The sequence below is a fragment of the Allobosea sp. NPDC055332 genome (genome assembly GCF_053645455.1).
This window is the reverse complement of the sequence record NZ_JBSHMO010000001.1, coordinates 757,546-783,353: the sequence shown is the minus strand read 5'-3', so window position 1 is coordinate 783,353 and position 25,808 is coordinate 757,546. Positions and strand designations below refer to the sequence as shown.

Below are 25,808 nucleotides of genomic sequence, written 5' to 3'. Positions count from 1 at the left end.
CGGCACAGACAATCCGTCCCGGGCAGCCCGCTGCCCGGGATTTTCATTTTGCGGTCTTCACTTCGCTGCGGAACAGCGTGATCCAGTCGTCGGAGCCGATGCCGCGGCATTCGCCCATCATGCTGAAACCGGTCAGAGCAAAGCCGGTGCCGATCCAGGCATAGCCGCCGGCGGCGCCGCAATCGCCGATGCCGCGCCCCTTGGCGAAGTAATCGAGACGGCCGGTCCTGGGATCGAACTCGCCATTGACCAGCACGTTCTTCTCGCTCTCCTCGTTCCGCTCGAAATTGACGGGCCTGGCAGCGGCGACGGCCCCGTTCTCGACGATCCAGAAGGCGTTGGAGGCGTTGTAGGCGCCGAGCGAGCAGGTGAGCGAGACCAGGCTGCGCCGGTTGTCGAGCCGCCAGGCCGTGTCGAGCTTCGTCGTCATCTCGCCATCCTCGCACTGGTCGGGATCGCGCTGCGCGATCTGCTTGCGCAGCGCGGCGGCGAGGGCCTTGCCATCCTTCTCGGAGAGGGAGCCGCTCGCCGGCATTGCCATGATCACCGGCGCAGCCGGGGCAGGCGGGATGTTCGTTGCGCTGCCTTTCCGGATCAAGGCGGAGGTGGTGTTGAGCCGGCCCTGCTGCTCGTCGATCCAGAGCAGCGCTGCGACCGCGCCGGAGAGCGAGACCTCGGCCGACAGGCCGGGCGCCGTGACCTGCAGTTTCGTCGCCTTGCGCGCCGCCTCGATGAAGGCGGTGATCTCCGCTGGCTGGAAGGTCGCCGAAGCGAGGTCGCTGTCGGCCGTGACCGGCATGGCTTTGCCGCCGGCCGGGAAGGCGGCGCCATCCAGCTTGAGCTGGACTGCCAGCGGCGGCTTCTTCCAGTCGCCGCGCAGTCGCAGGACCAGCGTGACCGCGCCGTCCGGCCCGGCCGGGCGCTCAAGTCGCAGATAGGCGGTGGGGTCGGCACCCTCGGACGGTACGGACAGCGCCGTGCAGCTCCAGGTGTTGCTGCAGCCCGCCATCCAGTCGCGGAAGCCCTTCGGTTCCGGCCCGGCCGCGAGCGCGAGGCTCGGCAGGGTGAGGAGACCCGCCCCGAGCAGGAGCGATTTCAGCCTCTCAGGAAACCTGTTCCCAGCGTTGTGCCGCATCGTCGTCATCCGCCTTGGCTTCGACCCAGCCGCCGAGCGTGCCGTCGGCGAGATGCTCGCGCTTCCAGAACGGGGCGCGGGTCTTGAGATAGTCCATCAGGAAATCGGCGGCCTCGAAGGCTTCGCGCCGATGGCTCGACGCGGCGATCACCAGCACGATCTGCTCGCCCGGCTTGATTAGCCCGAAGCGGTGGATGGCGAGAAGGCCGAAGAGTGGCCAACGCTCGGCAGCCTCGCCGGCGACGCGGGCGATCTCGGCCTCGGCCATGCCGGGATAGTGTTCGAGCTCGAGCGCGGCGAGGCGACCGCTCTCGTCGCGGCAGAGCCCGGCGAAGGAGACGACGGCGCCGATGTTCGGATTACCGGCGGTCAGCGCCGCGATCTCGGCGCCGATGTCGAAATCCTCGCGCTGGATACGGACGAGCGGCGTCATGGCCTTGGCCTCGTCTCTCAGCCGCCGGTCATCGGCGGGAAGAAGGCAATCTCGCGCGCCCCGGCGATCGCGGTTGCCGGCTTGGCATGGGTCTGGTCGATGGCGGCGCGCACGATCGCCTCGTTCTCGAAAGCGAGCTCATAGCCTTCGCCACGCGTCTTCAGCCAGCGCACGAGATCAGCGATGGTCGCGGTGCCTGACGGCGGCGTCACGGTCTCGTCAGTGAGGCCGATGCGTTCGCGTACCCAGGCGAAATAGACCAGCCGCAGGCTGGCGGGCTCGGTGGTGGCGATGGTCATACGGCGCGCTCGTCCTCCTCGACGAGATGGCGGATGCCGGAGTTCAGATAGTCCCAGCCGGTATAGATCGTCAGCAGCGCCGCGATCCACAGCATCGCGATCCCGATCTGGGTATTGTGCGGCAGGACCTTGTCACCGGCGGGGCCGGCGACGAGGAAGCCGAGCGCGAACAATTGCGCCGTGGTCTTGTATTTCGCGACCTTGCTGACGGGGACGCTGACCTTGAGCTCGGCCAGGAATTCACGCAGGCCCGAGACCAGGATCTCGCGGCAGAGGATGACGATCGCCGCCCAGATCGCCCAGCCCTTGATCGTCTCGGTATGGACGAGCATCAGCAGGAGGGCGCAAACCAGCAGCTTGTCGGCGATCGGATCGAGCATCCGGCCGATCGCCGATTGCTGGCCCCAGCTGCGAGCGAGCCAGCCGTCGAGATAGTCGGTGACGGCGGCGACGACGTAGATCGCCAGTGCTGTCCAGCGGGCCCAATCGTCCCAGGGCCAGAACAACAGCGCCACCAGCGCCGGAATCGCGACGATCCGGCCATAGGTGAGAAGGTTGGGCAGGGACCATGGTCCCCGGCGGCGGATGGCTTCGTTGAGACTCGTCACGACGCTCACCAAAACAGCGCCTTCATGACAGCGTCAACACGCAAGGGCGTGACCTCGGCCATTCGATTTCAATGTTCATGGAAATGGGCATGCACCGCCTTGGCCGTCGCGGCGTTGACACCGGGGGTGCGCATCAGGTCGTCGAGCTTGGCGCGCTGGATCGCCTTCACCGTGCCGAAATGCAGCAGCAGCGCCCGTTTGCGCGAGGGACCGATGCCCGGAATCTCGTCGAGCGGGTTAGTCTTGATGTCGCGCTTGCGCTTGGCGCGGTGCGTGCCGATGGCAAAGCGATGGGCCTCGTCGCGCAGGCGCTGGATGAAGAACAGGGCCGGATCGCGCGGCGGCAGCTTGAACGGCTCCTTGCCGACCATGAAGAAGGTCTCGCGCATCGCGTTGCGATCCTCGCCCTTGGCGATGGCGACGAGCGCGATGTCGGTCACGCCGCACTCGGCCATGATCTTCCGCGCTGCCTCGAACTGGCCCTTGCCGCCGTCGACAATGACGAGGTCGGGGCGGGAGGGGAAGGCCGAGTCGTCTTCGGGCGATTCGGGCGCCTGCCCGGTAGCCTCTTCAGAAGAGAGGGTAGCGGGAGAGGGACTCGGACCCCCGACTTCGTCCACAGCTGCATCGGGTTGGTCAGTCGCCTCCGCCTGAGCCAGCTCGGCTGCTTCGGCCGTTACCCCACTCTCCTTCGCCAGCCGCGTGAAGCGCCGCTTCAGCACCTCCCGCATCATGCCGAAATCGTCGCCGGCGATGGTGTCGGCCGAGATGTTGAAGGTGCGGTAATGGCTCTTCATGAAGCCGTCCCGCCCGGCGACGATCATGCCACCGACCGCGTTGGTGCCCATGATGTGCGAGTTGTCGTAGACCTCGACCCGGCGCGGCGCCTTCTCCAGGCCGAAGGCAGCGCCGAGCGCATTGAGCAGGCTCTGCTGGCCGGCGCTGTCGGCGAGCTTGCGGGCGAGCGCCTCATGCGCGTTCTTCTGCGCATGGGCGACGAGGTCGCGCCGCTCGCCGCGCTTGGGCGTCGCCAGCTCGACCTTGCGGCCGGCGCGTTCGCACAAGGCCTGCGCGATCAGGTCATTCTCGGCCAGTTCATGCGAAAGCAGGACGAGCCTTGGCGGTGGCTTGTCGTCGTAGAACTGGGTGACGACCGAGGCCAGCACCTCGGCCGGAGTCAGGCTCTTGTCGGCGCGCGGGAAGAGGGCGCGGTTGCCCCAGTTCTGCTTGTTGCGGAAGAAGAAGATCTCGACGCAGAACTGCCCGGCCTGCTCGTCGATGGCGAAGACGTCGGCCTCCTCGACCCCTTGCGTGTTGATGTCCTGTCCGGCCTGCACGGCCGAGAGCGCCGCCAGCCGGTCGCGATAGCGCGCCGCCTTCTCGAATTCGAGCTCCTCGGCCGCCGCCTGCATGCGCTCAGACAGGAGTTGCTTCACCGCCGATGAGCGGCCGGAGAGGAAGGCGCGCGCCTGGTCGGCGAGGCCCTGATAGTCGGTGTGCGAGATCTCGCCGGTGCAGGGGCCGGAGCAGCGCTTGATCTGGAAGAGCAGGCAGGGCCGGGTGCGGTTCTCGTAATAGCTGTCCGAGCAGGAGCGGAGGAGAAACGCCTTCTGCAGCGCGTCGATGGTGCGCTCCACCGCCCAGACCGAGGCGAACGGGCCGAAATAATCGCCCTTGCGCTGGCGCGAGCCGCGGTGCTTGGCGATCTGCGGCGCCGGGTGGTCGCCGGAGAGGAAGATGTAGGGGAAGGATTTGTCGTCGCGCAGCAACACGTTGTAGCGCGGCCGCAGCTGCTTGATCAGGTTCGATTCGAGCAGCAGCGCCTCGGTCTCGGTGCCGGTGGTGACGAACTCCATGTTCGCCGTCTCGGCGATCATGCGCGCCACCGCATTGGTATGGGCCATGCCGCGGGCATAGGCCGTCACCCGATTCTTCAGGCTCTTGGCCTTGCCGACATAGAGCACCTCGCCGGCGCGATCGAACATCCGGTAGACGCCCGGCCGGTTCGGCAAATGCTTTGCGAAGTCGGCGATCACCTCGATGCCGGCCTTGAGCGCGCTGGGCGCGGCCTCGCCGAGGTCGAGGGCAGGCTCAAGCACGGGAAGGATGTCCTCCTCGTCCTTGAAGTCCTCGTCCGGCAGCTCTTGGCCCGATGGCTCTTGGCGTTCGCGATTCATGACCTGCATGTAGGATGCCGCAGGCACTTCGTCATGTCAGGAGCGCGGCCAAGATTTTGGTGCCGTCTCTAGGCAGCAGCGATGCAGTCGATCTCGATGTCGAAAGGCCCGAACCAGACCGGCACGCAGAGAAAGATGCGGGCCGGAGGATCCTTGGGAAAATAGCGGGCATAGACCGCGTTGACGGCAGCGAACTTGTCCGGGGAGGTGCAATAGACATTGCATTTCAGCACATTCGCCAGCGACGAGCCGGCGGTTTCGAGACAGAGCTTCATCTGCTCCAGCACGATTTCCGTCTGGCGTTCGATCGGCGCCTGGGCGATCTCGCCGGTCGCGGGATCGAAGGGCGGCATGCCGGAGACATAGAGGCTGTCGCCATGGCGGACCAGCGGCGAGAACGGCACTTTCAGACGCTCGCCCCAGGTCGAGAACGGCTCGACACGAATGACGTCTCGCTTCATCGAGGACTCCAGTCTGGAGGTTGAGGCGGTGCAGGATGCCGCTACCCTAGGGAACGGAGCGATGCGGTTCGAGCGCGAACGCTACGGTCCGCGCCGAAACGTCACCCCCGCCGCCAGCCTTTTCACTTGACCGTGCCGCCGTCGCACGGCCATCTCCGCCGCGCCCGAGCCGCGCGAGAAGCCCATGCCCGTCTTCGCCATTCCCTTCCCGGTGATCGATCCGGTCGCGCTGCAGCTCGGGCCGCTCTCGATCAAATGGTACGGGCTCGCCTATGTCGTCGGCCTGCTCGGCGGCTGGTGGTATGCGCGCCGGCTCGCGGCAGCTGAGCCGCTCTGGGGAGGCCGGGCGCGGCCGGACCCGGAATCGCTCGACGATTTCCTGCTGTTCGCCGCGCTGGGGGTGGTGATCGGCGGCCGGCTCGGCTTCGTGCTGTTCTATAACCTCGGCGAGTATCTCGCCAATCCGCTGGAGATCTTCGCGGTCTGGAAGGGCGGCATGTCCTTCCATGGCGGGCTCATGGGTGCCGCGGCGGGCCTGTGGGTCTTCGCCTTGCGGCGCGGCTATCCGCCGCTCTCGGCGCTCGATCTCGGCGCGGCGGTGGCACCGATCGGCCTGTTCCTCGGCCGCATCGCCAATTTCGTCAATGGCGAGCTCTGGGGCCGGCCGGCGCCGGACCTGCTCTGGGCGATCATCTTTCCGCATGGCGGCCCGGTGCCGCGCCATCCGAGCCAGCTCTACGAGGCCTTCAGCGAGGGGCTGCTCCTGCTGGTGATCCTGATGATCGTGGTTCGGCTGGGCGAGTTGAAGCGGCCGGGCCTCGTCGCCGGTCTGTTCGGCATGGGCTATGCGATCGCGCGCACGGCCTGTGAATTCTTCCGCGAGCCCGATCCGCAGCTCGGTTTCCTGTTCGGGACGGGTTGGCTGACCATGGGCATGGTGCTCTCGGTGCCGCTGTTCCTCGCCGGTCTGTTCCTCGTCCTGCGGCGGAAGGGGCCGGTCGCAGCGTGAACCCCCTGGCGCAGGAGCTGGCAGAGCTGATCCGCCAGGAGGGGCCGATCAGCATCTCCCGCTACATGGCGCTCTGCCTCGGCCACCCGCGCCATGGCTACTACATGAAGCAGGACCCGTTCGGCGCGGCTGGCGACTTCACCACCGCCCCCGAGATCAGCCAGATCTTCGGCGAGCTGGTCGGCATCTGGGCCGCGAGCGTCTGGCAGGCGATGGGCGCGCCGGCTTCCATCCGCCTCGTCGAGCTCGGCCCGGGGCGCGGCACGCTGATGCAGGACATGCTGCGCGCGGCGCGGGCGCTGCCGGGCTTTGGGGCGGCACTTTCGGTGCATCTGGTCGAGACCAGCCCGGTCCTGCGCGAGCGGCAGAGAGAGACGCTGGCTGCCGGTGGCACCGTGCCGCAATGGCATGACCGGATCGAGCAGGCGCTGGAAGGTCCGGTGATTGTCGTCGCCAACGAATTCCTCGACGCGCTGCCGCTCGACCAGTTCGTCCGTGCACCGGAGGGTTGGCGTGAGCGGCTGGTCGGGCTCGATGGCGAAGGCAGACTTGCGTTCGGTCTGTCGGGCGAGCCCGACAACTCCCTCTCGGTTGCTGCTCCGGCGGGTTCCGTGCTGGAACAGCCCGCTGCGGCGCTGGAGGCGGTCGCGACCGTCGCCCGTCATGTCGCGGCCGAGGGCGGCGCCGGGCTGTTCATCGACTACGGTCCAGCCCGTTCCGGCTTTGGCGATACGCTGCAGGCGTTGAGGCGCCACGCCTTCGCCGACGTGCTGGCCGAGCCTGGCGATGCCGACCTTACCGTCCATGTCGATTTCGCCCGAATGGCACAGGCCGGGCGCGGCGCCGGCGCAGCGGCGCATGGCCCGGTGACACAGCGCGATTTCCTGCTGGCGCTAGGCCTGCAGCAGCGCTTCGAGGCGCTCTCCCGGCGCGCGACGCCAGAGCAGGCGCAGACGCTCGCCAGCGGTGTCCAGCGCCTGATCGAAACCGGGCCGACCGCGATGGGCGAACTCTTCAAGGTGCTGGCCGTCGCGGACCGGAACCTGCCGCTCCTGCCCGGATTTGACCTTCATCGCCTGCCAGAGCAGGGCTGACCCACAAACGGACGCGCCGCCATGTTCATCACCTCTCCCGACCTCGCCCATGAGTCCGGCATCCGTCATGCCTTCTTCACCCGTGAAGGCGGCGTCTCGGGTGGGATCTATGCCTCGCTGAACGGCGGGCTCGGCTCGAACGACGACCAGGCCCATATCGCCGAGAACCGCGCCCGCATGGCCGGGCAGATGGGCGTCGATCGCGACCGGCTGGTCAGCGTCCACCAGGTGCATTCGCCGGATGTCGCTGTCGTCACCGGTCCCTGGCCGGCGGAGCGGCCCAAGGCCGATGCGATGGTCTCGGTCGCGCATGGCGTCGCGCTCGGCGTCTCCACCGCCGATTGCGGGCCGATCCTGTTCGCCGACGCCGAGGCAGGCGTGATCGGCGCAGCCCATGCCGGCTGGAAGGGCGCCTTCTCGGGCATCATCGGCGCGACCGTGACCGAGATGGAGAAGCTCGGAGCCCTGCGCAGGCGGATCATCGCGGTGCTCGGCCCGACGATCAGCGCGGCGGCTTACGAGGTCGGCCCGGAGTTCATCGAGCGCTTCAAGGGCGAGAACGCCACCTTTGCCCGCTTCTTCCACGCTTCGGAGCGGCCGGCGCATGCGATGTTCGACCTGCCGGCCTTCATCGCCCATCGCGCGCAGGAGGCCGGCATCGGCCGCTTCTACGATCTTGCCTTGTGCACCTATGGCGACGAGGCGCGCTTCTACAGCTATCGCCGAACGACTCACCGGCAGGAGGCCGATTACGGACGGCTGATCTCGGCGATCGCGCTGGCGTAAGTCCCGTTCGGGCCAGCCTGCACCGCAGGCCGGGAGATGATTCCGGTGGTTAAGTCGGCTCAACGTCCCGTTGCAAGACGGGCTTTCGCCGATGTCGAGTTGCGTACACTTTGACGCAGGCGCATCCTTCCCTCGCCATCCACCTTGGCTGAGGGATTGAACATGGAACAAATCCTGATGAACCTGATCGCTGGTGCGATCGGTGGCAATGCGGCAGGCAAGGCCTCGCCGAGTTTCGATATAGGCACCATCGGCAATACCATTGCGGGTCTGGTCGGCGGCGGCGTACTCGGCCAGCTGATCCCGGTCCTGTTGCCGGCGATCTCGGCAGCCGCGATGGGCGGCAATCTCAGCGTCGGCGGCATCCTCACCAATCTGATCAGCGGCGGCGCCGGCGGTGCGATCCTCACCGCGATCATCGGCGCCATCAAGAACAAGGCGGCAGCCTGACATCTGTGTCCTGGCGCCGCCGTCCCGGCGGTGGCGCCATCGTCTGCTGATCGGAGCGATCACGACAATTGACGATGGGCGCGCTTGCGGGAACATGCCGTCAGCAGGCACCTTGCGGCCGCTACTTGCCCGAGGCCTCCGATGTCCCGCCAGATCGACTATTATTTCACACTGGTCTCGCCTTGGACCTATCTCGGCCACGGCGCCTTTACCGCACTGGCGAAACAGCACGGGCTGAGCGTCCGCTACCGGCCGACGCCGCTGCGCTCGGTCTTCGACGAAACCGGCGGCCTGCCGCTGCCGAAGCGCCATCCGGTGCGACAGCGCTACCGCGTGCTCGAATTGCAGCGCTGGCGCGCCAAACGCGGCCTGCCGCTGACGCTCTTCCCGAAATTCTTTCCTTATGACGTCTCGTTGGCGGACAGGATCGTCCTGGCGCTCGTCGCGCGCGGCGAGGATCCGGCAGGGTTCATGGGCGAGGTGCTGACCGATGTCTGGGCGCGCGAGCAGGACATGTCGCGGCCGGAGCTGATTCTGGCGGCGGCCGGGCGGGCCGGGATCGATACTGCCGGCCTGATCGAGGCGGCTGGAAGCGAGGCGACCACTCGGGCCTATCAGACAGCGATCGCGGAAGCGGTCGAGGCCGGCGTCTTCGGCGCGCCGAGCTATGTGCTGGATGGCGAGATCTTTTGGGGGCAGGATCGGCTCGACCTGCTGGCGGATGCGCTCGCCAGCGGCCGGGCGGCCTATCGCAACGACGCGACGGCCTGAGCGGCTTTTCTCAATCGACGATGTCGGGCGTGCGCCAGGCGATGTGCTGGCCGGCATCGACCGCAATCATCTGGCCGGTGATCGCCTTGGCGCGTGCCAGATAGAGGACCGCCTCGGCGATGTCGTCGGCCTCGACCTTGCGGCCGAGGGGTGTGCCGCCTGCTTCCGCCGCCAGCAGCGTCTCGCCGTCATGCGGGTTGGCGAAAGTCGGACCGGGACCGACCGCGTTGACGCGGATGCGCGGCGCCAGCGCCTGGGCCATCGTCGTCGTCGCGGTGAGCAGGGCCGCCTTGGTCAGCGTGTACGAGTAGTATTGCGGCGTCAGCTTCCAGACGCGCTGGTCGATGATGTTGACGATCGCGCCCTGGCGCTCTGCCGGCAGGCGGTTGGCCATGGCGCCGGCCAGGACGGAAGGCGCACGCAGATTGACCGAGAACTGCCGATTCCAGGTCGGCACGTCCAGCGCAGTCAGGTCATCGACGAGAAAGCTCGAAGCGCTGTTGACGAGCAGGCTGACAGGCCCGAGCGCGGCTTCGGCTTCCGGCACGATCCGCTCGACCGCCGCCGGATCGGCGAGATCGGCGACAACGACATGGGCGCGTCCGCCTGTTGCGATGATCTGATCCGCTAGCTCTCGCGCCTCGGCGCGAGAGGCGTTGCAGTGGATCGCGACCGCATAGCCGGCATCGACCAGGCGCAAGGCGATGGCGCGGCCGATACGCTTGGCGCCGCCGGTGACGAGAGCGACTTCAACCGCCATGTCCGTCGCCGTCGGTGCGAGTGCTGCGACGCTGGAGCCGGCGCTCCCAATGCTTGGCGACGCGCAGATAGCGATAGAAGGCATAGTTCATCGCGGTCATGAAGCCATAGACCCCACGCAGGGCGTGACGTCGCCCGATATAGGCCTTGATGAAGTTGCCGGGAAACTCCGCCACGAGCCGGAAGACCGAGAGCGTCTCGCCGCGCGCATCGAGGTCGTCGGCCTGCGCATCGCTATAGGCGTTGAGCTTGGCCATCTGCTCGCCGAGCGAGCGGACGGAATAATGGTGGATCGTGCCCTTGAGCTTGCCGACCCGGGCATCGGCTGCGAGGTCGACGCGGTCATGCACCGGGGAGGGCGAGTAGCGCCCCTTGTCGGAGCGATAGAGCCGGACCGGCGCCAGCGCATAGGCGAAGCGGTGAGGGGCGCCCTCGCCGGGGAAAATCTCGGCGATGCGGATGCGATAGGCGTCGCAGGCCGGCTCACCCTTGGCGAACAGGGCGGCGATCTCGGCTGCGAGCCCCTCGGGCGTCACCTCGTCGGCATCGAGGTTGAGCAGCCAGGGATGGCGGCACTGCTCTTCGGCGAAGCGCTTCTGCGGGCCATAGCCCGGCCAGCTGCGCTCGATCACGCGCGCGCCGAGATTCATGGCGACGTCCTGGGTGCCGTCGGTCGAGCCGGAATCGATCACGACGATGTCATCGCTGAGGCCGCGGACCGCGGCTATGGTGCGCCCGATGCGGTCGGCTTCGTCGCGCGCGATGATGAAGATCGAAAGCGGTGGCACGCTGGTCTCGGCGGGAAAGGCAGGGCCAGTCGGCTAAAGCACGCGTCGCGGCGGGCTGCAAGCACGGGGCGCATGGCGGATTTGCGCCGGCAACGGAACCCAAAACCGTTTCCGGCGGTTATGAGGTGGCCGTGCGTTGTCGCTGACGTTGCGTTAGTATTCGGTTAGCCATTCACACTGTCTTAACAAAGACTAACCGGAATTGATCAATATGCCTCGCTTGTTCCGGATCGTGCCGCAATTTCGCCTCGGTCTGACCAGCACATGTGTTCTCGCCGCAACAGACACGGCCCGCTACAATCCCTATAAAGGGGTCACTGAAATCACCAGCCGGCCAGCGCCGGACAAGACGACGACTAAGGAGTTTGTCATGAAGAAGTATCTGCTTTCGGGCGTTGCGGCCCTCGGCCTCATCGCTGCCGGCGCTGCCTCCGCTGCCGACCTGCCGAGCCGCAAGGGCCCGGTCGTTGCCCCGGTCTACGTTCCTGCCTTCACCTGGACCGGCTTCTACGTCGGTGCCAACGCCGGCTACGGCTTCGGCAACATGGACTCGGTCGGCGTCAACGCTTTCGGTGACCTCGATGGTTTCGTCGGCGGTGGCCAGATCGGCTACAACTACCAGATCGGCCAGATCGTCCTCGGCCTCGAAGCCGACTTCCAGGGCGCTGACCTGAAGGCTGGCTCGAGCTTCGCTGGCTTCGGCATCGTCGGCGAGGGCAAGACCGAGTGGTTCGGCACCGTCCGCGGCCGCGTCGGCTACGCTTTCGACCGGTTCCTGCCCTACGTCACCGGTGGTTTCGCCTACGGCAACGTGAAGACCACGCTGGCTCCGGGCGTCACCATCAACGGCCTGAACTCGGACGACAACACCCACACCGGCTGGACCGTCGGCGCTGGCGTCGAGTACGCCTTCACCAACAACCTGGTCGGCGGTGTCGAGTACCTCTACGTCGATCTCGGCGACAAGAAGGTCTTCGGTGGCGCGGACAAGGTCGGCACGGACTTCTCGCTGGTCCGCGCTCGTCTCAGCTACAAGTTCTGATTTTCTCCTCCCGGAGACAGAACGGACCCGGTGGCTTCGGCCACCGGGTTTTTTGTTGTCCGCTGCCCGGGCGGAAGGAGGCAGGCCGATGCTCTTGCCTCCAAATGGCCGATGCTGAGGGGAATGGAAGCAGCTGAAGCCGGACCTCAGCCCTTGAAGCGCGTCTCTTCAAAGGCCGGGACCTTGGCGGCGAAGCCGTCGAGCCAGGCGACCAGCGCCGGATGTCCGGCGCGCCAGGCCCCTTCGAAGCGCAGGTCGAGATAGCCGAGGGCGCAGGCGAGCGCGATTTCGCCGATGCGGGGCCGGTCATAGGCCGGAGGCGAGGCTTCGAGCGAGGCGAGGGCGCGCGCGACCTTCCCGGACTGGTTCTCGATCCAGGCGGGGCTGCGCATTTCGGCCGTACGCAGGCGGGTTTCGTAGACTTGCAGCAGGCCCGCATCGCAGATGCCGTCGGCGATGGCCTGCAGGCGCAATTGCGCGAAGCGGATCTCGCCCGCCGGGAGCAGCCTGCCGCCGCCGGCCATGTGATCGAGATACTCGGCGATCACGCGGGAATCGAACAGCGTCGAACCATCCTCGAACACCAGGGTCGGTACCTTGCCAAGCGGATTCTGGCGCCGCAGCGAGTCCGCCGGGTCGTTGGTGTCGGCCGGCACCACCTCGATGCGGTCGCCCAGCCCCAGTTCGGCGATGGCGATCTTGATCTTGCGGCCAAACGGGGAGGTGGGGGAGGAGCGCAGGATCAGCATGGTCGGCAGCCTTCGGTTGGCGAGCGGAAACGATCAGCCGTCGGGGCGAATCGCCTCGCAGCGATAGCGCGGGCGAGCGCCCTGCGCGAGCCGTTCGGACAAGGCCGGAAGTAGAATCTCGGCCTCCTGCGCCAGCAGCCAGGGCGGATTGATGACGATCAGTCCCGTCGCGCTGAGGCCACCGGCCGCATCCGGACGATCGACATCGATCTCGAGCCGGAGCAGGCGGCCGATACCGGCATCGAGAATGGTGTCGAGCAGGTGCTCTACCGCCCGCTCGTCCTTGATGGGATACCAGAGCGCGTAGATCCCGGTCGGCCATTTGCGGTGCGCCGCGATGAACTCGGCCGCCAGCGTCGCAAACTCGTCCTTCTCCTCGAAGGGCGGGTCGATCAGGACGAGACCGCGGCGCTCCTTCGGCGGAACATTGGCGCGCAGCGCCGTCCAGCCGTCGATCTCCAGCGCCTTGCAGCGCTCGTCGCGGCCGAGCGCCTGGCTGAGCTTGCGATAGGTGTTCTCGTGCAGTTCCGCTGCGATCAGCCGATCCTGCTCCCGCATGGCGTGGCGACAAAGCCAGGGCGAGCCGGGATAGGTGTCCGCGCCATGCCGGGCGCGGGCGGCGGCGAGTGCCTCGCGCCAGGGTTTCAGCAGCTCTTCCACCTTCGGCGCCAGCGGCGACTGGTCGAGCCGGGCGACGCCGTCGCGCCACTCATGCGTCTTAAGCGCCTCTTCCGAGCCGAGGTCGTAGCGGCCGGCGCCGGCATGGGTGTCGATGACGCGCCAGGGTTTGTCCTTGGCGTTGAGATGCGTGAGGATCCGCATCAGCACGACATGCTTGAGCACATCGGCGAAATTGCCGGCATGGAAGCCGTGGCGGTAGTTCATTCCCGATCAGCGAATCGCGTTGACGCGGAAGTCCGGCGCCCGGCAGCCCGAGCGATCGACCTCCTGGCAAGTGCGGAAGCCGCGCAAATCCTTGCTGAAGCAGATCCGCACCTCTTCCAGCACGCCGCGCCGGCAGGAGACCGACATCATGTCGGTGCGCAGGCCAGGGTTGGCGTCGACGAAGGCGCGCTCGAGGTCGAGCGCGGTCCAGCTCCGCTCGCCGTCGACGCTGGCCAGCGCCGGCGGGATCTTGATCTTCTCGCGGGCGCGGCGGACATCGGCGAAGTAATCGGCCGGGCTCGATCCGGAGCAGCTGCCGTGCTTGCGCCATTGATAGCGCGCGAGGCTCTCGGTCGGGAACAGCCCTTCCGCCTGCTCCATTGCGATTCGCGATGGTGTGCGGCCGGAGGGGCCGCAATCGCTGGGATAGCCGCGCTCATATTGCGGCCAGAGCCCGTGCACGACGAAGCCGAGATTGGCGCCGGGCGCGCATTGCTCGCGATTACGGCCGCGGCCGCCGTCGAGCTCGCAGAAGCCGGGCGACCAGGAGAGGGCGAGCACGTAGAAATCGAAATCGCCGGGCGTGCCGCCGCGATCATAGCGACCTTGCGCGGCGGCCGTGCCGCAGAGCGCACAAAGCGCCAGAAGACCGGCGGCAAGTCGTTTCAGCATGGTCTGCGTCTGGATCAGGGCCGCGCCATCTTGCAGTCGGGCGCGTAGGAGCGGTGGCGGTCGAGACCGGAGACGCACCAGTTGACGTTCCAGGTGTAGCCGAACAGGCCGAGATTCTCGCGGACGGAATAGTCGACCCGGCGCAGCACGCCGTCATTGGTCAGCACGCGGGCGGTGCAGAAACGGCGCGGAATGAAGTCCTCGCCCCAGGGGCGCCAGGCGATCGGCTGGACACGGTCGAAGCTGACCGCCTGCAGCGGCCCCCAGAACTTGGCCTCGCGCGAATTGAAACGGCTGGTGATCTTGCCGAGCACCGCCGGATCCTCGCAGGCCGGCAGGTTGCCATACATCGGGATGATGCGCTCTTCCGCCCGGTCGGCCGGGTTGACATAGCGTCCGCCCGCCGCCTGGGCGGAGAGACCGGTCAGGCACAGGGCGGCGGCAAGGGTCGAGAGGAGTGAAACGCGGCGCATGGGGGCCTCGTACAGGGGAGAGGAGTCCGTCTTCGGCACGATGGCTGGTGGGCCGGGGAGGGTCAAGGCGCAGCGGCGCCGTTCCCACGTCTCTGGTGGCGCCTGTGGCTTTTCGATCCTGCCGGTTTCAGCCGAATGAAGCCTCCAGCATTGCAAGGTAATCGGCTGCGTTCGCGGGCCGCGGATTGGTCGCGCTCGAATGGTCTTGCGTCGCCGCGTCCGCAATCGCGGGCAGGACCTCGCGCGGCACGCCCATCTGGGCGAGCGAGCCCGGCAGGCCGAGACGCTGGGTCAGCCCGGCGATCCAGCCGGCGAGGTCGGCGTCTGGGGCTAAGCCGAGCACGCGCCGTATTTCGGCGTATTTCGCGCCGGCCGCCGATTCGTTGAAGCGCAGCACCGCCGGCAGCAGCACGGCATTGAGCGTGCCGTGATGCAGCGAGACCTGCTTCAGGCCGCCGAGCGGGTGCGACAGGGCATGGACGGCGCCGAGCCCCTTCTGGAAGGTGAGGCCGCCTTGCAGGGCAGCCATCAGCATCTCCTTGCGGGCCTCGCGATCGGAGCCGTCGCGAGTGGCACGCTCGATATGGCTGGCAGCGCGCTTCAGCCCGTCGAGCGCGATCGCCTCGGCCGGCGGATTGTCGCGCGGGCTGAGATAGGTCTCGATGCAGTGGGTCAGCGCGTCCATGCCGGTGGCGGCGGTCAGCCAGCCCGGCAGGCCGAGCGTCAGCTCCGGGTCGCAGATGGCGAGCTTCGGGATCAGATGCGGCGAGATGAAGCCGAGCTTGCGTCCGTCCTTCAGCGTGATCAGCGCGGCGCGGCCGACCTCGCTGCCGGTGCCGGCGGTGGTCGGGACGGCGATCACCGGTGCGACCTTGCTGGTCACCTTCGGGATGCCGCCGAGGATCGCGGCATAGGTTTCGAGCGGCCCGTCATGGCTGGCGAGCAGCGCGACGCCCTTGGCGAGATCGATCGGCGAGCCGCCGCCGATGGCGACGAGGCCGTCGCAGTCATGCTCGCGGTAGAGCGCGACCGCGGCCTCGACGGCCTCCTCGGTCGGATTGGTGGGGGTGTCGACGAAGAGCGGGGCGTTGCCGAGCAAAGGCGAGGCGGCGCGCAGCCGCTCGATCAGGTCGGTCGCCGCCAGGCCGCGATCGGCGACGATCAGCGGGCGGGCGATCTTCAGATCGGTCAGGCCGGGCGCGAGGGTCTTGAGCTCGCCGAAGCCGAACTGCACCGTGGTCAGATAGGTGATCGTCGCCATGAAGTCCTCCCGCCCGCTCAGTTGTTCGGGCGGGCCTGCATTTTGTCGCGCGCCCGGCGCAGCGGCGCCAGCCCCGGAGCCCCGCCACCGACGCAGAACACCCCGGCGGCCAGCGGGATTAGGACGTGGTCTGGTCCGCGCCTTGTCGCTCGCGCCAATAGCGCAAGGCCAGTGGCCAGAGATGCCAGGCGACGCTGCCGAGCAGGGCGAAGCCGAACAGCAGCGAGCGACGGGCGCCGCTGGTCAGCGCCTCGGCCGTGTCGTCATAGGCGAGGAAGGTCTTGCCCTGGGAGGTTGCTTCGTAGACGAGCCGATGGCCGGGATCGACGAGGAAGCGCACCTGCTGGCCATTGCCAAGCCGGTCGATGCCGTCGACCCAGAGGCCGCGGGCCGGCCTATAGAGCTGGTGATGGTTGACCTGTGGGTTGCCGCCGATCGCGACGAGCCACAGGTCCTGCGTCCGGTAGGTGCTCGACCCGCGCCCCGAGCTGACCCGCATCAGCGGCGTGCTGTAGCTGATCGGGCCGACATGGTCGGCGACCAGAAGATCGCCGCGCGCCAGCGGCAAGGTGCGCCAGCCGGCGATCAGCAGCCAGAGGCCGAGGACGAGGGAAATCGCGGCGCCGAGCCAGCTCCAGAAATCGGGCGGTTTCGCAGCCTCGGCCATCGCCCCTCCAGGTTAGTTCTGCTCGACGGTAACACGCTCCTTGGCGGTCTCAGAGGCCGAGTTGCCCGCGCGCCGTTCGAGCACGAGCAAGGCGAGCCCGGCAGCGATGATCAGGGCGGAGCCGAACAGCATGGCGGGGCTTGGCCAGTCGCCGAAGACGAACCAGCCGAAGACCAGCGCCCAGATGATCAGCGTGTACTGGTAGGGTACCACGACCGAGGCTTCCGCCAGCTTGAGCGAGCGCGTCACGCAGAGATGCGCGACCATGGCGACGATGCCGAGCAAAGCAAGCAAGGCGGTGTCGGCGAGGCTCGGTGTCACCCAGCCGAAGGGCAGGAGCAGCACGCCCATCACCAGCGCGCCGAATGTCTGCCAGAAAACCAATGTGACATCGGGCGTGCCGCGCAATTGCCGGCCGATGATCATCATCGCGGCGAAGGAGAAGCTGCCGATCAGCGCGATGATCGCCGGCAGGGACAGGCTCTGTCCTGACGGATTGAGCGCGATCGCGACGCCGACGAAGCCGGCGACCACGGCGAGCCAGCGCCCGGCATCGACGCGCTCGCCGAGCAGAAGTGCCGCCAGCACCACGGCCCAGACCGGTGCGGCCAGCCAGAGCGTCATCGTATCGGCGAGCGGCAGATAGGACACCGCCCAGTAGAACAGCGCGACCTCGCAGGAACCGAGCGTGACGCGCAGCAGCTGCAGGCCCGGCCGCTCTGGCCGCAGCGTACGGCGCAGACCCTGCTTGACCACGAAGGGGGTAATCGCCAGCAGGCCGGCGGCAGAACGGAGCAGCAGGATCTGGCCGACCGTATAGGTCGCGACCAGCCACTTCCCCATCACGTCGTTGATTGAGAACAGCAGGATGCCGAGCAGCATCATCAGAATGCCGGCGAGCGTGGCGTTTCGGGAGGGCATGGTCTGGCGAACGAGGCGGGACGGGCGATCCTCATGACCCGTCATGCTCGCAAGGGCAAGCCCGCCGCACGCAGGGGGAGGGTGCGCGTCCGGTGGTCAATAATTTCGTGTTGACTTAATTAAGTGATTGACTAAATAGAAGGCATGGACCGCTTCACCGCCCTTGCCGACCCGACCCGCCGCCGCATCGTCGAGATGCTCGGACAGCGCGCCATGGCGGCGGGCGAGATCACTGCGCAGTTCGGCATGAGCGCGCCGGCGATCTCGCAGCATCTCAAGGTGCTGAAGGAGGCGGGGCTGGTGAGTGTCGAAGTCAGCGGCCAGCGCCGGATCTACCGGCTCGATCCCGAAGGGCTCGATGCCTTCGACGCCTGGGTCCAGCAGGTGCGCGGCTTCTGGAATGCGGGGCTCGACCGCTTGGAACGAGAACTCATGAAACCCGAAGACGAGTGAGGAAAGCGATCATGAACGAGTATGGCGTGGTCCTGGAGAGCGGCGCGGTCCGCTTCGAACGGCTTCTGCCCGGCCCGCTCGAGCGGGTCTGGTCCTATCTGACGCAGTCCGACAAGCGTGGCACCTGGCTCGCCTCGGGCGAGATCGAGCCTCGGGTCGGCGGTGCGGCCGATCTTCTGTTCAAACATTCCGAAATCACCAGCGAGCAGCCGCCCGAACGCTATCGCGAGATGAACGACAAGGGCTGGCCGTCCAAGGGCACGGTGACGCGCTACGAGCCGATGACCGCGCTGGCGATGACTTGGCCGGGCGAGGGCGATGCCAGTTCGGAAGTGACCTTCGAACTCGTGCCCGAGGGAGACAAGGTCAGGCTTGTCGTCACGCATCGCAAGCTCGCCGACAAGGCGGAGATGGCCAGCGTCTCGAGCGGTTGGCACGCCCATCTTGGCCTTCTCGAAGACAAGCTCGCCGGCAACCCGCCGCGCGGCTTCTGGTCGCGGATCGAGACGCTCGAGGCAGACTACGCCAAGCGCTACGCCGATTTGCCGTAGCCCAGAACGAGCGGGAGAACTGCTCTCCCGCTCGTGACTTGGTGGGCCGGTGCCGGATCGACTAAACTTGCTCCGTTGCAACGGAGTATGTCCGTCATGTTGATCAAGCGTCGCGCCGGCTGGGAGATTCCCGAAAGCCAGGCGACACCGGAAGCCGTCTTTCTCAATCGCCGGCAATGGCTCGCCGGCAGCGCCGGACTGATCGCCAGCGCCACGCTGCCTCAGGCCGCCGGGGCGCAGGGGGCCGATCCGACGCTCGACCTCTACCCGGCCAAACGCAATGCGGCCTACACGCTTGATCGCCCGGTGACCGACGAGGAGCTGGCGGCGAACTACAATAATTTCTACGAGTTCGGGACTTCGAAGGAAGTGGCCGCCGCGTCGAAGCGGCTGATCACGCGGCCCTGGACGATCGCGATCGACGGGCTGGTCGAGAAGCCGTTCGAGATCGGCATCGACGACCTGATCAGGAAGGTCAGCCTCGAGGAGCGGCTCTATCGTTTCCGCTGCGTCGAGGCCTGGTCGATGGCGGTGCCGTGGACCGGCTTCCCGCTGAAGCAGCTCGTCGAGCTGGCCAAGCCGCTGTCGGGTGCGAAATACATCCAGATGCAGACCTTCATGAACCCGAAGCTGGCGCCGGGCCAATCGCAGCGCTGGTATCCCTGGCCGTATACGGAAGGGCTGACCATCGCCGAGGCGACAAACGAGATGACGCTGATGGTGACCGGCATCTACGGCAAGCCGATCCCGACGCAGCATGGCGCTCCGCTGCGGCTGATCACGCCGTGGAAATACGGCTTCAAATCGGTGAAGTCGATCAGCAAGATCAGCTTCGTCGCCGAGCGGCCAAAGACCTTCTGGGAGGGCTTGCAGGCCTCCGAATACGGCTTCTGGGCCAATGTGAACCCGGAGGTCTCGCATCCGCGCTGGAGCCAGGCGAGCGAGCAGGTGCTGGGCTCGCGCGATCGCAAGCCGACGCTGCTGTTCAACGGCTATGCCGAGCAGGTGGCCGATCTCTACAAGGGGCTGGAGAAGGAACGGCTCTGGGCCTGAGCTGACTTTATCGAACCGGTCGCCCCTGGCAGCTTTGCCCGGGGTGACTGGTGCCAATAGCTGGCAGGAAACGGGTGCCCTGGAGCCCGCAGCCGCGCTATCGTCTGTTCATGCAGAACTTCTGTCTCTTCACCACTGCGATCGGCTCCTGCGCCCTGGTCTGGCAAGGCGAGCGCATCATCGCGGCGCAGTTGCCCGAGCGCGACGAAGATACGGCCCGGCGCCGGCTGGCCCGGCGCTTTCCGGACAGCGTCGAGGCCGAGCCGCCAGCCTTCGTGCGCCAGGCGATCGGCGATGTCGTCGCCTTGCTCGCCGGCGAACAGCGCGACCTGTCGCATCTGCCGATCGATCTCTCGGCCACGCCGGAATTCAACCGGCGCGTCTATGCCGTTGCCCTGGCGATCCCGCCGGGCGAGACACTGACCTATGGCGAGGTTGCGGCGCGGATCGGCGAGCCCGGCGCGGCGCGCGCCGTCGGCGTCGCGCTCGGCCAGAACCCGATCCCGATCATTGTGCCCTGCCATCGCGTGCTCGCCGCGGGCGGCAAGACCGGCGGCTTCTCGGCCGATGGCGGTGTCGAGACCAAGCTGAAGATCCTGACGATCGAGAAGGCACGCACCAGCGCCGAGCCGTCGCTGTTCGATTCGCTGCCGCTGGAAGCGCGGCGGCGTTAGCGCGACGCGTCATGCTCGGCCCCGAGCCGAGCCATTCGGAAACCAGCGTCCTTGTTGTCCTGAGCTTCTAGGGGGCGCTCTGCGTCGACCGAGAATGACGCTGGCTGCCAGCCAAGAAAAAAGGCCGGCGTCCCGAAGGAGCCGGCCTGAAAGTTTGAAACATCCAGCGCAAAAGCGCCAAACATCTCAGAGGGGAACGGCTGAAACGAACTCAACGCCGGGAGGAGATGCGGAGCCCGTTCCGAACAACCGTGAGCTGAATATCGGGCAGACCCTGCCTTTTCGCAATGCAGCATTGGGCGGGTCGGTTATGCGCTGGCAACATGACTCATTACTAGAATTCGTCACAATTGCCAGGAGACCGCGCGTGGCACGCATGCGCAGCCGCTGTGGGCACGGCGCTGCCGGGTTTTCGGGCAGCGCCTGCCTGTTAATTCAGTACGTCCAGCGTTGTGCCTTCTGGATCAGGAAATCGCGGAAGACCTGCACGCGCGCGACCGATTTCATCTCCTCCGGATAGACCAGATAGCTTTCGAGCTGCGGCATCTCGGTCTCGCGCATCAATTGCACGAGCGGCGAGCCGGCCTCGATCAGATAGTCCGGGAGGATGGCGATGCCGGCGCCCGAATCGACCGCCCGCTTCATCGCCGTGATGTTGTTGACGGTGAGGTGGATCGGACGCGGATTGCGCTGGTCGCGGCCGAGAGTGCCGAGCCAGTGCACCGCCGTCAGATAGGACGGCGAGGACGCGCCGAAGGAGAGCAGCCGGTGGTTGTCGAGCTCCTCATAGCTCTTCGGCTCGCCGAAGCGCTTGATATAGGCCGGCGCGCCGTAGACGTGGAAGTGCACGGTGAAGAGCCGGCGCTGGATCAGGTCGGGCTGCTGCGGCTGGCGCAGGCGAATCGCGATATCGGCCTCGCGCATCGACAGGTCGAGTTCCTCGTCGGTGAGGATCAGCTCGACCTTGATGTCGGGGTAGAGGTCGAGGAACTCGGCGAGGCGTGGCGTCAGCCAGTGGCCACCGAGGCCGCGGGTCGCGGTGACCTTGAGCTCGCCGGACGGATGCTCGCGCGTTTCCGAGAGCTGGGCACGGGTCCGCTCCAGGCGCTGCGTCATCTCACGCGCGGCGCGCCAGAGCAGTTCGCCCTGCTCGGTGAGAATGAGGCCGCGGGTGTGCCGGTGGAACAGCGGCGCGCGCAATTCGCGCTCGAGCGCTCCGATCTGGCGGCTCACAGCCGATTGGCTGAGGCCTAACCCGTCGCCAGCTTTGGTGAAACTTCCCGATTCAGCAACCGTGTAGAAGATTCGGATGCGGTCCCAATCCACCGCTTTCCCCCCGTGTTATGCGTTCAACGCATGATGGGGGGATCGGGTTGTCCGGTCAACGACTCCTTTGCCGGGACCGTTGATTTTAGCCCTTAATATCGTGCTGGAATTGATCAATTCCAGTGATGGATACGGTTTTGGGCTATTCCGCCGCTTCGCGCACGCCAAGTTCCTGGGCCATCAGCCAGCGCTCGGCGTCGAGCGCTGCCATGCAGCCGAGACCGGCCGCGGTCACGGCCTGGCGGTAATGCTCGTCGGTGACGTCGCCGGCGGCGAAGACGCCGGGCACATTGGTCTGGGTCGTGCCGGGCGCGACCTCAAGGTAGCCCGATTCGTTCATGGCCAACTGGCCGACGAACAGCTCGGTCGCCGGCTTGTGCCCGATCGCGACGAAGACGCCGTCGGTCGGCAGATCCTGCAAGGTGCCGCTCTTCAGATTGCGCAGGCGGACATGCGTCACCGATGGCGGCTGCGTGCCGCCGAGGATTTCCGCGACTTCCGAATCCCAGATCACCTCGATCTTGGGATGCTTGAACAGGCGCTCCTGCATCACCTTCTCGGCGCGCAGCGAATCGCGCCGGTGCACCAGCGTGACCTTGCTGGCGAGATTGGCGAGATAAAGCGCTTCCTCGACCGCGGTGTTGCCGCCGCCGACCACGACAACCTGCTTGTTGCGGAAGAAGAAGCCGTCGCAGGTGGCGCAGGCCGAGACGCCGAAGCCCTGGAAGGCCTGCTCCGAGGGCAGGCCGAGCCACTTCGCCTGGGCGCCGGTCGAGACGATCAGCGAATCGCAGGAATAGGTGTCGCCGCCATCGCCCCAGAGCCGGAACGGGCGCTGCGAGAGGTCGACCCGGGCGATGTGGTCGGAGACCATCTTCGTGCCCATGTGCTGCGCCTGGGCTTGCATCTGCTCCATCAGCCAGGGGCCCTGGATCACGTCCGCGAAGCCGGGATAGTTCTCGACATCGGTGGTGATCATGAGCTGGCCGCCGGCCTGCAGGCCGGAGATCAGCACCGGCTCGAGCATGGCGCGTGCGGCATAGATCGCGGCAGTGTAGCCGGCCGGGCCGGAGCCGATGATCATCACCTTGGCGTGGATATGGGCCATCTGTCTGGTTCCTGAACCGGCACGAGCCGGTGAATATCGGTATCGGGACGGCTCTATGCCAGCCCCATCGCTGCCTCGTGACGCCGCCAGCCCTCATAGACGGCGGCCGCGATCGTTCCGGTCGAGTCTAGCGGGTCGTAGCGGGCACCTTCAAGCTTGCCCTGGAAATGGTGCACAGCGCCGTGGCGCTTCAGCGCCTCCAGGAACTTCGCCAGCTTGCCATGGCCGCCATGCGGTTCGAACACCAGGATCGGTGCGCCGGTCGCCGCGGCCTCGCCGATCATGTTGGTGGAGTCGGCGGTGGCGACGATGGCGTCGGCATTGGCGAGCAGCGGAACATAGGGGTTGGCGCCGGAGCCGTCCCACCACCAGCCGTCATGACGGCGGAAGACCTCGCCGATGGCAGCGTCGAGCGCCGGCGGGGTGCGCCGCGAGCGCGAGCCCATCAGCGCGACGCCGGAAGCGGCAAGTGCATCGAGCTCGCGGGCGAAACGCTCGATATCCTCGGGCCGGAAGCTGTGGTGGCGGCTGTCGCCGCCGACCAGCACAGCGGCGCGGGGTGAGGGCAGGGCGGCGATCTCCGGCGGCGGCGCGGCGCGGGCCGCCGCCAGGGCGCCCGGCGCGAGCCGGTGCGGCGAGGTGATCGTGACCAGGACGTTCTCGCCGCGCAGGCGGTCGTGCTCGGAGACCCAGATCAGGTCGGCGCTGCCGGCGCCGGTGCGCGGGTCCTTGAGGAAGACGGTGAAGGTCGCCCCGTTCGAGGCCTTCTTGACGGCGCGCAGATAGGCGAAGGCGCGCCGGCCGGAGGCGATGGCGATGTCGGGGAAGGGCGGCCGGATCGGGCTGCCGGGCCGATCAGGCGCCTCGCGAGGGTCGATCGGCCCGCGCGGCATCAGCCAGCTCCAGGGCTTGCCGGGATTGATCCGGCGGATCTCCGGGACGACGCCGATCCGCTCGGCCACGCCGAGGCATTGCACCTCGTCGCCGGCCTTGCCGTCGGTCAGAACCCAGAGAGAAGGCGGCGAATCTGTCGGCACGGCGGGTTGGCCCGGGATTGGCGTGGTCGACGCCTTGTAACGCGTCCATCGCCCGTCTACACCAGCGCGACCCGTTTTCAGGAGGATTTGTGCGCGCCAAACTCGACGAGATCGATCTCCGTATCCTGACGGAGCTGCAGAGCGACGGGCGCATGACCAATGTCGAGCTCGCGAGCCGGGTCGGCATCTCGCCGCCGCCTTGCCTCAGGCGCGTGCGCGCGCTCGAGGAGGCCGGGGTCATCACCGGCTACCGGGCGCTGCTCGACGAGCGTAAGCTCGGCATCGAGGTGGTCTGCTTCGCCTTCGTCCATCTCGCCAGCCAGGCCGAGGCCGACCTCGCCACCTTCCAGGAGCGGATCCGCGGCTGGTCGCTGGTGCGCGAATGCTGGACGCTGTCGGGCGACATCGACTTCATCCTGAAATGCGTCGCGACCGATCTGAAGGCTTTCCAGGACTTCGTCGCCGACCTGACGGCACTGCCCAATGTCCGCAATGTCCGGACCGCGCTGGCGCTCGACCGGGTCAAGGACGCACCGATCGCGCCGCTTTAGCGCGCTCACTCAGCTGCCGAGATAGCGCCTGATCCATTGGGCGTTGTTCGCGACCAGAGCCTCGATCCGCCGTTGGTCGACATCCGGCAGATACCAGGCGCCGCTGAAGCTCGGCGCCATGATGGACATGACGGGATAGCGCGCAAGCTCGCGGCCGTCGGCGCCGATCAGCACTGCCTCGCTTTCCAGCGTGTCGTTGCCGAGCGTCGCCGCAGCGCCGCCGGCATAGCTCGTCAGATAAAGTCCGGTGACGGTGACCTGCAGGGTCGCGCCACGCCCGCTGCCAGCGCGACGGAGGCCGGTGAGCTCGCGCTCCAGCATCGGCCTGATCGCGGCTGCGGTGGCGCTCTGTCCCTTGGCCGCCAGCGGCCCGGTATCGACGCGGATCGCGCCGATCGCGACCGGGGGAGCCGCCCGCCCGGTCGTCTGGCAACCCGCCAGGGCCGTGGCGGCAAAGCCGATCAGAATGGCGCGGCGCGCGAGCATGGCCTCAGGCGCCAAGATAGCGCTTGATCCACAAGGCATTGTTCTCGAGCAGAGCGGCGACGCGGCGCTCGTCGATGTCCGGCCGATACCAGGCGCCTCCGGAATTGGCCGGCAGCATCGAACGGATATTGTGGCTGACGACCAGGCGGCCGCGGTCGATCACGTCGGCGACGGTGTCCATATCGTCGTTGCCACCACCGCTGCCGTCGCCGGCCATGCCGCCACCCGCGGCGCTGGCGAGCCAGAGGCCTTCGACGGTGACGAGCAGGGTCGGTCCACCGCGCCGGCGCAGCGAGACGAGCTTTTGAGCGAGTTCCAACTCGAGTGCACGGCCGATTCGCGGTGCGTTCTCGCCCCAGCCCTGTGGGCCTAGGCGGCGCGCATCGACGCGGATCGCGCCGATGGCGATGCCTTGAGCCGAGGCTGAAAACGAAACGAGCCCGCCGGCAGCGAGCGCGGCGGACCCGGTGAGAAAAGCGCGGCGCGTGGTCATGGAGCAGTCTCCGGCGGCAGGCAGACTCTTAATCTAGGAGTTGCCGCCGGGCTGGCCAAGTCGCTCTGCTCGCTTAGCGGAAGGCGACGTTAATGACCTCATAGGACTTGCCGCCGCCGGGCGTGTTGACCTGGACGGAATCGCCGACCTTCTTGCCGATCAGAGCGCGCGCGATCGGCGAGCCGATCGAGACCTTGCCCGATTTCACATCCGATTCCGGCTCGCCGACGATCTGGTAGAGCTTCTTCTCTTCGGTATCGTCGTCGATCAGCGTGACGGTCGCGCCAAACTTGATCGTGTCGCCGCCGAGCTTGCTGACATCGATGATGTCGGCGCGGCCAATCAGCGATTCCAGCTCCATGATCCGGCCTTCGTTCAGCGACTGGGCTTCCTTGGCGGCATGGTATTCGGCGTTCTCCGAGAGATCGCCCAGCGCACGCGCCTCGGCGATCGCCGTGATGATACGCGGGCGCTCGACCTGCTGGCGCTGCTTCAATTCGACTTCGAGGGCGGCGAAACCGCCGGCCGTCATGGGAACCTTGTCCATCGTCTCGTCCCAGTTATGAAAAGCAATCACGCGCGCGCCGGCTTTGGCCAACGCACCCGTATCGCTCCCGATCGTCGGAAAACTACTTC

Annotated in this window: 32 protein-coding genes; 11 read left to right on the top strand and 21 right to left on the bottom strand. The window is 67.1% G+C overall.

All coding sequences use genetic code 11. From position 1 onward, the window contains the following. Positions 1–43 precede the first annotated feature (43 nt). The 6 genes from ACWIGM_RS04025 to ACWIGM_RS04000 all read right to left on the bottom strand — a co-directional run bounded on the left by ACWIGM_RS04025 (position 44) and on the right by ACWIGM_RS04000 (position 5,113). Complete coding sequence (locus ACWIGM_RS04025; RefSeq protein WP_454024632.1) at positions 44–1,135, bottom strand: DUF1176 domain-containing protein; 1,092 nt, start codon at positions 1,133–1,135, stop codon at positions 44–46. Next, positions 1,104–1,568: a molybdenum cofactor biosynthesis protein MoaE gene (locus tag ACWIGM_RS04020; RefSeq protein ID WP_454024631.1), complete on the bottom strand. Its 465-nt coding sequence runs from the start codon at positions 1,566–1,568 to the stop codon at positions 1,104–1,106. The genes ACWIGM_RS04025 and ACWIGM_RS04020 overlap by 32 nt, the downstream gene beginning before the upstream one ends. A 17-nt stretch (positions 1,569–1,585) precedes the next feature. Beyond that, the gene (moaD, locus tag ACWIGM_RS04015) at positions 1,586–1,837 is read right to left on the bottom strand and encodes a molybdopterin converting factor subunit 1 (protein ID WP_454025438.1); all 252 of its coding nucleotides are present in this window, start codon (positions 1,835–1,837) and stop codon (positions 1,586–1,588) included. A gap of 26 nt (positions 1,838–1,863) precedes the next feature. Beyond that, complete coding sequence (gene pgsA / locus ACWIGM_RS04010; RefSeq protein ID WP_454024630.1) at positions 1,864–2,475, bottom strand: CDP-diacylglycerol--glycerol-3-phosphate 3-phosphatidyltransferase; 612 nt, start codon at positions 2,473–2,475, stop codon at positions 1,864–1,866. Between the two features lie 68 nt (positions 2,476–2,543). Next, on the bottom strand, positions 2,544–4,652 hold the full coding sequence (uvrC, locus tag ACWIGM_RS04005; protein WP_454024629.1) for an excinuclease ABC subunit UvrC: 2,109 nt from the start codon (positions 4,650–4,652) through the stop codon (positions 2,544–2,546). A gap of 68 nt (positions 4,653–4,720) precedes the next feature. After that, complete coding sequence (locus ACWIGM_RS04000) at positions 4,721–5,113, bottom strand: RidA family protein (protein WP_454024628.1); 393 nt, start codon at positions 5,111–5,113, stop codon at positions 4,721–4,723. Between the two features lie 184 nt (positions 5,114–5,297). Between ACWIGM_RS04000 and lgt the strand changes: the two genes are divergently transcribed. The 5 genes from lgt (at position 5,298) to ACWIGM_RS03975 (ending at position 9,223) form a co-directional block, all read left to right on the top strand. Beyond that, on the top strand, positions 5,298–6,122 hold the full coding sequence (gene lgt / locus ACWIGM_RS03995) for a prolipoprotein diacylglyceryl transferase (protein WP_454024627.1): 825 nt from the start codon (positions 5,298–5,300) through the stop codon (positions 6,120–6,122). Next, positions 6,119–7,216 carry a class I SAM-dependent methyltransferase gene (locus ACWIGM_RS03990; RefSeq protein ID WP_454024626.1) on the top strand — a complete coding sequence of 366 codons (1,098 nt, stop codon included), beginning with the start codon at positions 6,119–6,121 and terminating at the stop codon, positions 7,214–7,216. Before lgt ends, ACWIGM_RS03990 begins: the two co-directional genes overlap by 4 nt. Positions 7,217–7,237: 21 nt before the next feature. Continuing rightward, positions 7,238–8,002, top strand: coding sequence for a peptidoglycan editing factor PgeF (pgeF, locus tag ACWIGM_RS03985; protein ID WP_454024625.1), 765 nt, complete (start codon positions 7,238–7,240; stop codon positions 8,000–8,002). Between the two features lie 162 nt (positions 8,003–8,164). Next, positions 8,165–8,452 carry a hypothetical protein gene (locus ACWIGM_RS03980; protein ID WP_454024624.1) on the top strand — a complete coding sequence of 96 codons (288 nt, stop codon included), beginning with the start codon at positions 8,165–8,167 and terminating at the stop codon, positions 8,450–8,452. Between the two features lie 141 nt (positions 8,453–8,593). Beyond that, positions 8,594–9,223 carry a 2-hydroxychromene-2-carboxylate isomerase gene (locus tag ACWIGM_RS03975; RefSeq protein WP_454024623.1) on the top strand — a complete coding sequence of 210 codons (630 nt, stop codon included), beginning with the start codon at positions 8,594–8,596 and terminating at the stop codon, positions 9,221–9,223. Positions 9,224–9,233: 10 nt separating this feature from the next. On the opposite strand, the gene ACWIGM_RS03970 is transcribed toward ACWIGM_RS03975, so the two are convergent. Further along, complete coding sequence (locus ACWIGM_RS03970; protein WP_454024622.1) at positions 9,234–9,983, bottom strand: SDR family oxidoreductase; 750 nt, start codon at positions 9,981–9,983, stop codon at positions 9,234–9,236. Then, positions 9,973–10,770: a glycosyltransferase family 2 protein gene (locus ACWIGM_RS03965; protein WP_454024621.1), complete on the bottom strand. Its 798-nt coding sequence runs from the start codon at positions 10,768–10,770 to the stop codon at positions 9,973–9,975. Before ACWIGM_RS03965 ends, ACWIGM_RS03970 begins: the two co-directional genes overlap by 11 nt. A 370-nt stretch (positions 10,771–11,140) precedes the next feature. Here ACWIGM_RS03965 and ACWIGM_RS03960 point away from each other — a divergent pair, with 370 nt between their 5' ends. After that, on the top strand, positions 11,141–11,812 hold the full coding sequence (locus tag ACWIGM_RS03960) for an outer membrane protein (protein ID WP_454024620.1): 672 nt from the start codon (positions 11,141–11,143) through the stop codon (positions 11,810–11,812). A 146-nt stretch (positions 11,813–11,958) separates the two neighbouring features. On the opposite strand, the gene ACWIGM_RS03955 is transcribed toward ACWIGM_RS03960, so the two are convergent. From ACWIGM_RS03955 to ACWIGM_RS03925, 7 genes are all read right to left on the bottom strand, one after another. Beyond that, positions 11,959–12,561 (bottom strand): glutathione S-transferase, encoded by a 603-nt coding sequence (locus ACWIGM_RS03955; protein ID WP_454024619.1) that lies wholly within the window; start codon positions 12,559–12,561, stop codon positions 11,959–11,961. Between the two features lie 33 nt (positions 12,562–12,594). Beyond that, positions 12,595–13,446 carry a 23S rRNA (adenine(2030)-N(6))-methyltransferase RlmJ gene (locus ACWIGM_RS03950; RefSeq protein ID WP_454024618.1) on the bottom strand — a complete coding sequence of 284 codons (852 nt, stop codon included), beginning with the start codon at positions 13,444–13,446 and terminating at the stop codon, positions 12,595–12,597. A gap of 6 nt (positions 13,447–13,452) precedes the next feature. Continuing rightward, complete coding sequence (locus tag ACWIGM_RS03945) at positions 13,453–14,118, bottom strand: ribonuclease T2 family protein (RefSeq protein WP_454024617.1); 666 nt, start codon at positions 14,116–14,118, stop codon at positions 13,453–13,455. 14 nt (positions 14,119–14,132) lie between these two features. Next, complete coding sequence (locus ACWIGM_RS03940) at positions 14,133–14,591, bottom strand: hypothetical protein (RefSeq protein ID WP_454024616.1); 459 nt, start codon at positions 14,589–14,591, stop codon at positions 14,133–14,135. 127 nt (positions 14,592–14,718) lie between these two features. Then, positions 14,719–15,852: an iron-containing alcohol dehydrogenase gene (locus ACWIGM_RS03935; protein WP_454024615.1), complete on the bottom strand. Its 1,134-nt coding sequence runs from the start codon at positions 15,850–15,852 to the stop codon at positions 14,719–14,721. A 118-nt stretch (positions 15,853–15,970) separates the two neighbouring features. Beyond that, complete coding sequence (locus ACWIGM_RS03930) at positions 15,971–16,519, bottom strand: hypothetical protein (RefSeq protein WP_454024614.1); 549 nt, start codon at positions 16,517–16,519, stop codon at positions 15,971–15,973. A 12-nt stretch (positions 16,520–16,531) separates the two neighbouring features. Then, positions 16,532–17,440, bottom strand: a complete 909-nt coding sequence (locus ACWIGM_RS03925) for a DMT family transporter (protein ID WP_454024613.1) — start codon at positions 17,438–17,440, stop codon at positions 16,532–16,534. Positions 17,441–17,584: 144 nt separating this feature from the next. On the opposite strand from ACWIGM_RS03925, the gene ACWIGM_RS03920 reads away from it, so the two are divergent. The 4 genes from ACWIGM_RS03920 to ACWIGM_RS03905 all read left to right on the top strand — a co-directional run bounded on the left by ACWIGM_RS03920 (position 17,585) and on the right by ACWIGM_RS03905 (position 20,171). Beyond that, the gene (locus ACWIGM_RS03920; protein ID WP_454024612.1) at positions 17,585–17,893 is read left to right on the top strand and encodes an ArsR/SmtB family transcription factor; all 309 of its coding nucleotides are present in this window, start codon (positions 17,585–17,587) and stop codon (positions 17,891–17,893) included. A gap of 11 nt (positions 17,894–17,904) precedes the next feature. Then, the gene (locus ACWIGM_RS03915) at positions 17,905–18,444 is read left to right on the top strand and encodes an SRPBCC family protein (protein WP_454024611.1); all 540 of its coding nucleotides are present in this window, start codon (positions 17,905–17,907) and stop codon (positions 18,442–18,444) included. A gap of 96 nt (positions 18,445–18,540) precedes the next feature. Continuing rightward, the gene (msrP, locus tag ACWIGM_RS03910; protein ID WP_454024610.1) at positions 18,541–19,497 is read left to right on the top strand and encodes a protein-methionine-sulfoxide reductase catalytic subunit MsrP; all 957 of its coding nucleotides are present in this window, start codon (positions 18,541–18,543) and stop codon (positions 19,495–19,497) included. A 110-nt stretch (positions 19,498–19,607) separates the two neighbouring features. Next, positions 19,608–20,171 carry a methylated-DNA--[protein]-cysteine S-methyltransferase gene (locus ACWIGM_RS03905; protein WP_454025437.1) on the top strand — a complete coding sequence of 188 codons (564 nt, stop codon included), beginning with the start codon at positions 19,608–19,610 and terminating at the stop codon, positions 20,169–20,171. Positions 20,172–20,606: 435 nt separating this feature from the next. On the opposite strand, the gene ACWIGM_RS03900 is transcribed toward ACWIGM_RS03905, so the two are convergent. The 3 genes from ACWIGM_RS03900 to ACWIGM_RS03890 form a co-directional block, all read right to left on the bottom strand. Continuing rightward, positions 20,607–21,497 (bottom strand): LysR family transcriptional regulator, encoded by an 891-nt coding sequence (locus ACWIGM_RS03900; RefSeq protein ID WP_092155998.1) that lies wholly within the window; start codon positions 21,495–21,497, stop codon positions 20,607–20,609. A gap of 142 nt (positions 21,498–21,639) precedes the next feature. After that, positions 21,640–22,605: a thioredoxin-disulfide reductase gene (gene trxB, locus ACWIGM_RS03895; protein ID WP_454024609.1), complete on the bottom strand. Its 966-nt coding sequence runs from the start codon at positions 22,603–22,605 to the stop codon at positions 21,640–21,642. A 53-nt stretch (positions 22,606–22,658) separates the two neighbouring features. Further along, positions 22,659–23,642, bottom strand: coding sequence for a mitochondrial fission ELM1 family protein (locus ACWIGM_RS03890; RefSeq protein WP_454024608.1), 984 nt, complete (start codon positions 23,640–23,642; stop codon positions 22,659–22,661). Between the two features lie 89 nt (positions 23,643–23,731). Between ACWIGM_RS03890 and ACWIGM_RS03885 the strand changes: the two genes are divergently transcribed. Further along, positions 23,732–24,193, top strand: coding sequence for an Lrp/AsnC family transcriptional regulator (locus ACWIGM_RS03885; RefSeq protein ID WP_454024607.1), 462 nt, complete (start codon positions 23,732–23,734; stop codon positions 24,191–24,193). A 9-nt stretch (positions 24,194–24,202) separates the two neighbouring features. On the opposite strand, the gene ACWIGM_RS03880 is transcribed toward ACWIGM_RS03885, so the two are convergent. The 3 genes from ACWIGM_RS03880 to greA all read right to left on the bottom strand — a co-directional run bounded on the left by ACWIGM_RS03880 (position 24,203) and on the right by greA (position 25,719). Beyond that, positions 24,203–24,679 (bottom strand): hypothetical protein, encoded by a 477-nt coding sequence (locus ACWIGM_RS03880; protein ID WP_454024606.1) that lies wholly within the window; start codon positions 24,677–24,679, stop codon positions 24,203–24,205. A gap of 4 nt (positions 24,680–24,683) precedes the next feature. Continuing rightward, a complete protein-coding gene (locus ACWIGM_RS03875; protein ID WP_454024605.1) occupies positions 24,684–25,172 on the bottom strand; it encodes a hypothetical protein in 489 nt (162 codons plus the stop codon). Between the two features lie 73 nt (positions 25,173–25,245). Beyond that, positions 25,246–25,719 (bottom strand): transcription elongation factor GreA, encoded by a 474-nt coding sequence (greA, locus tag ACWIGM_RS03870; RefSeq protein ID WP_454024604.1) that lies wholly within the window; start codon positions 25,717–25,719, stop codon positions 25,246–25,248. Between the last annotated feature and the right edge of the window lie 89 nt (positions 25,720–25,808).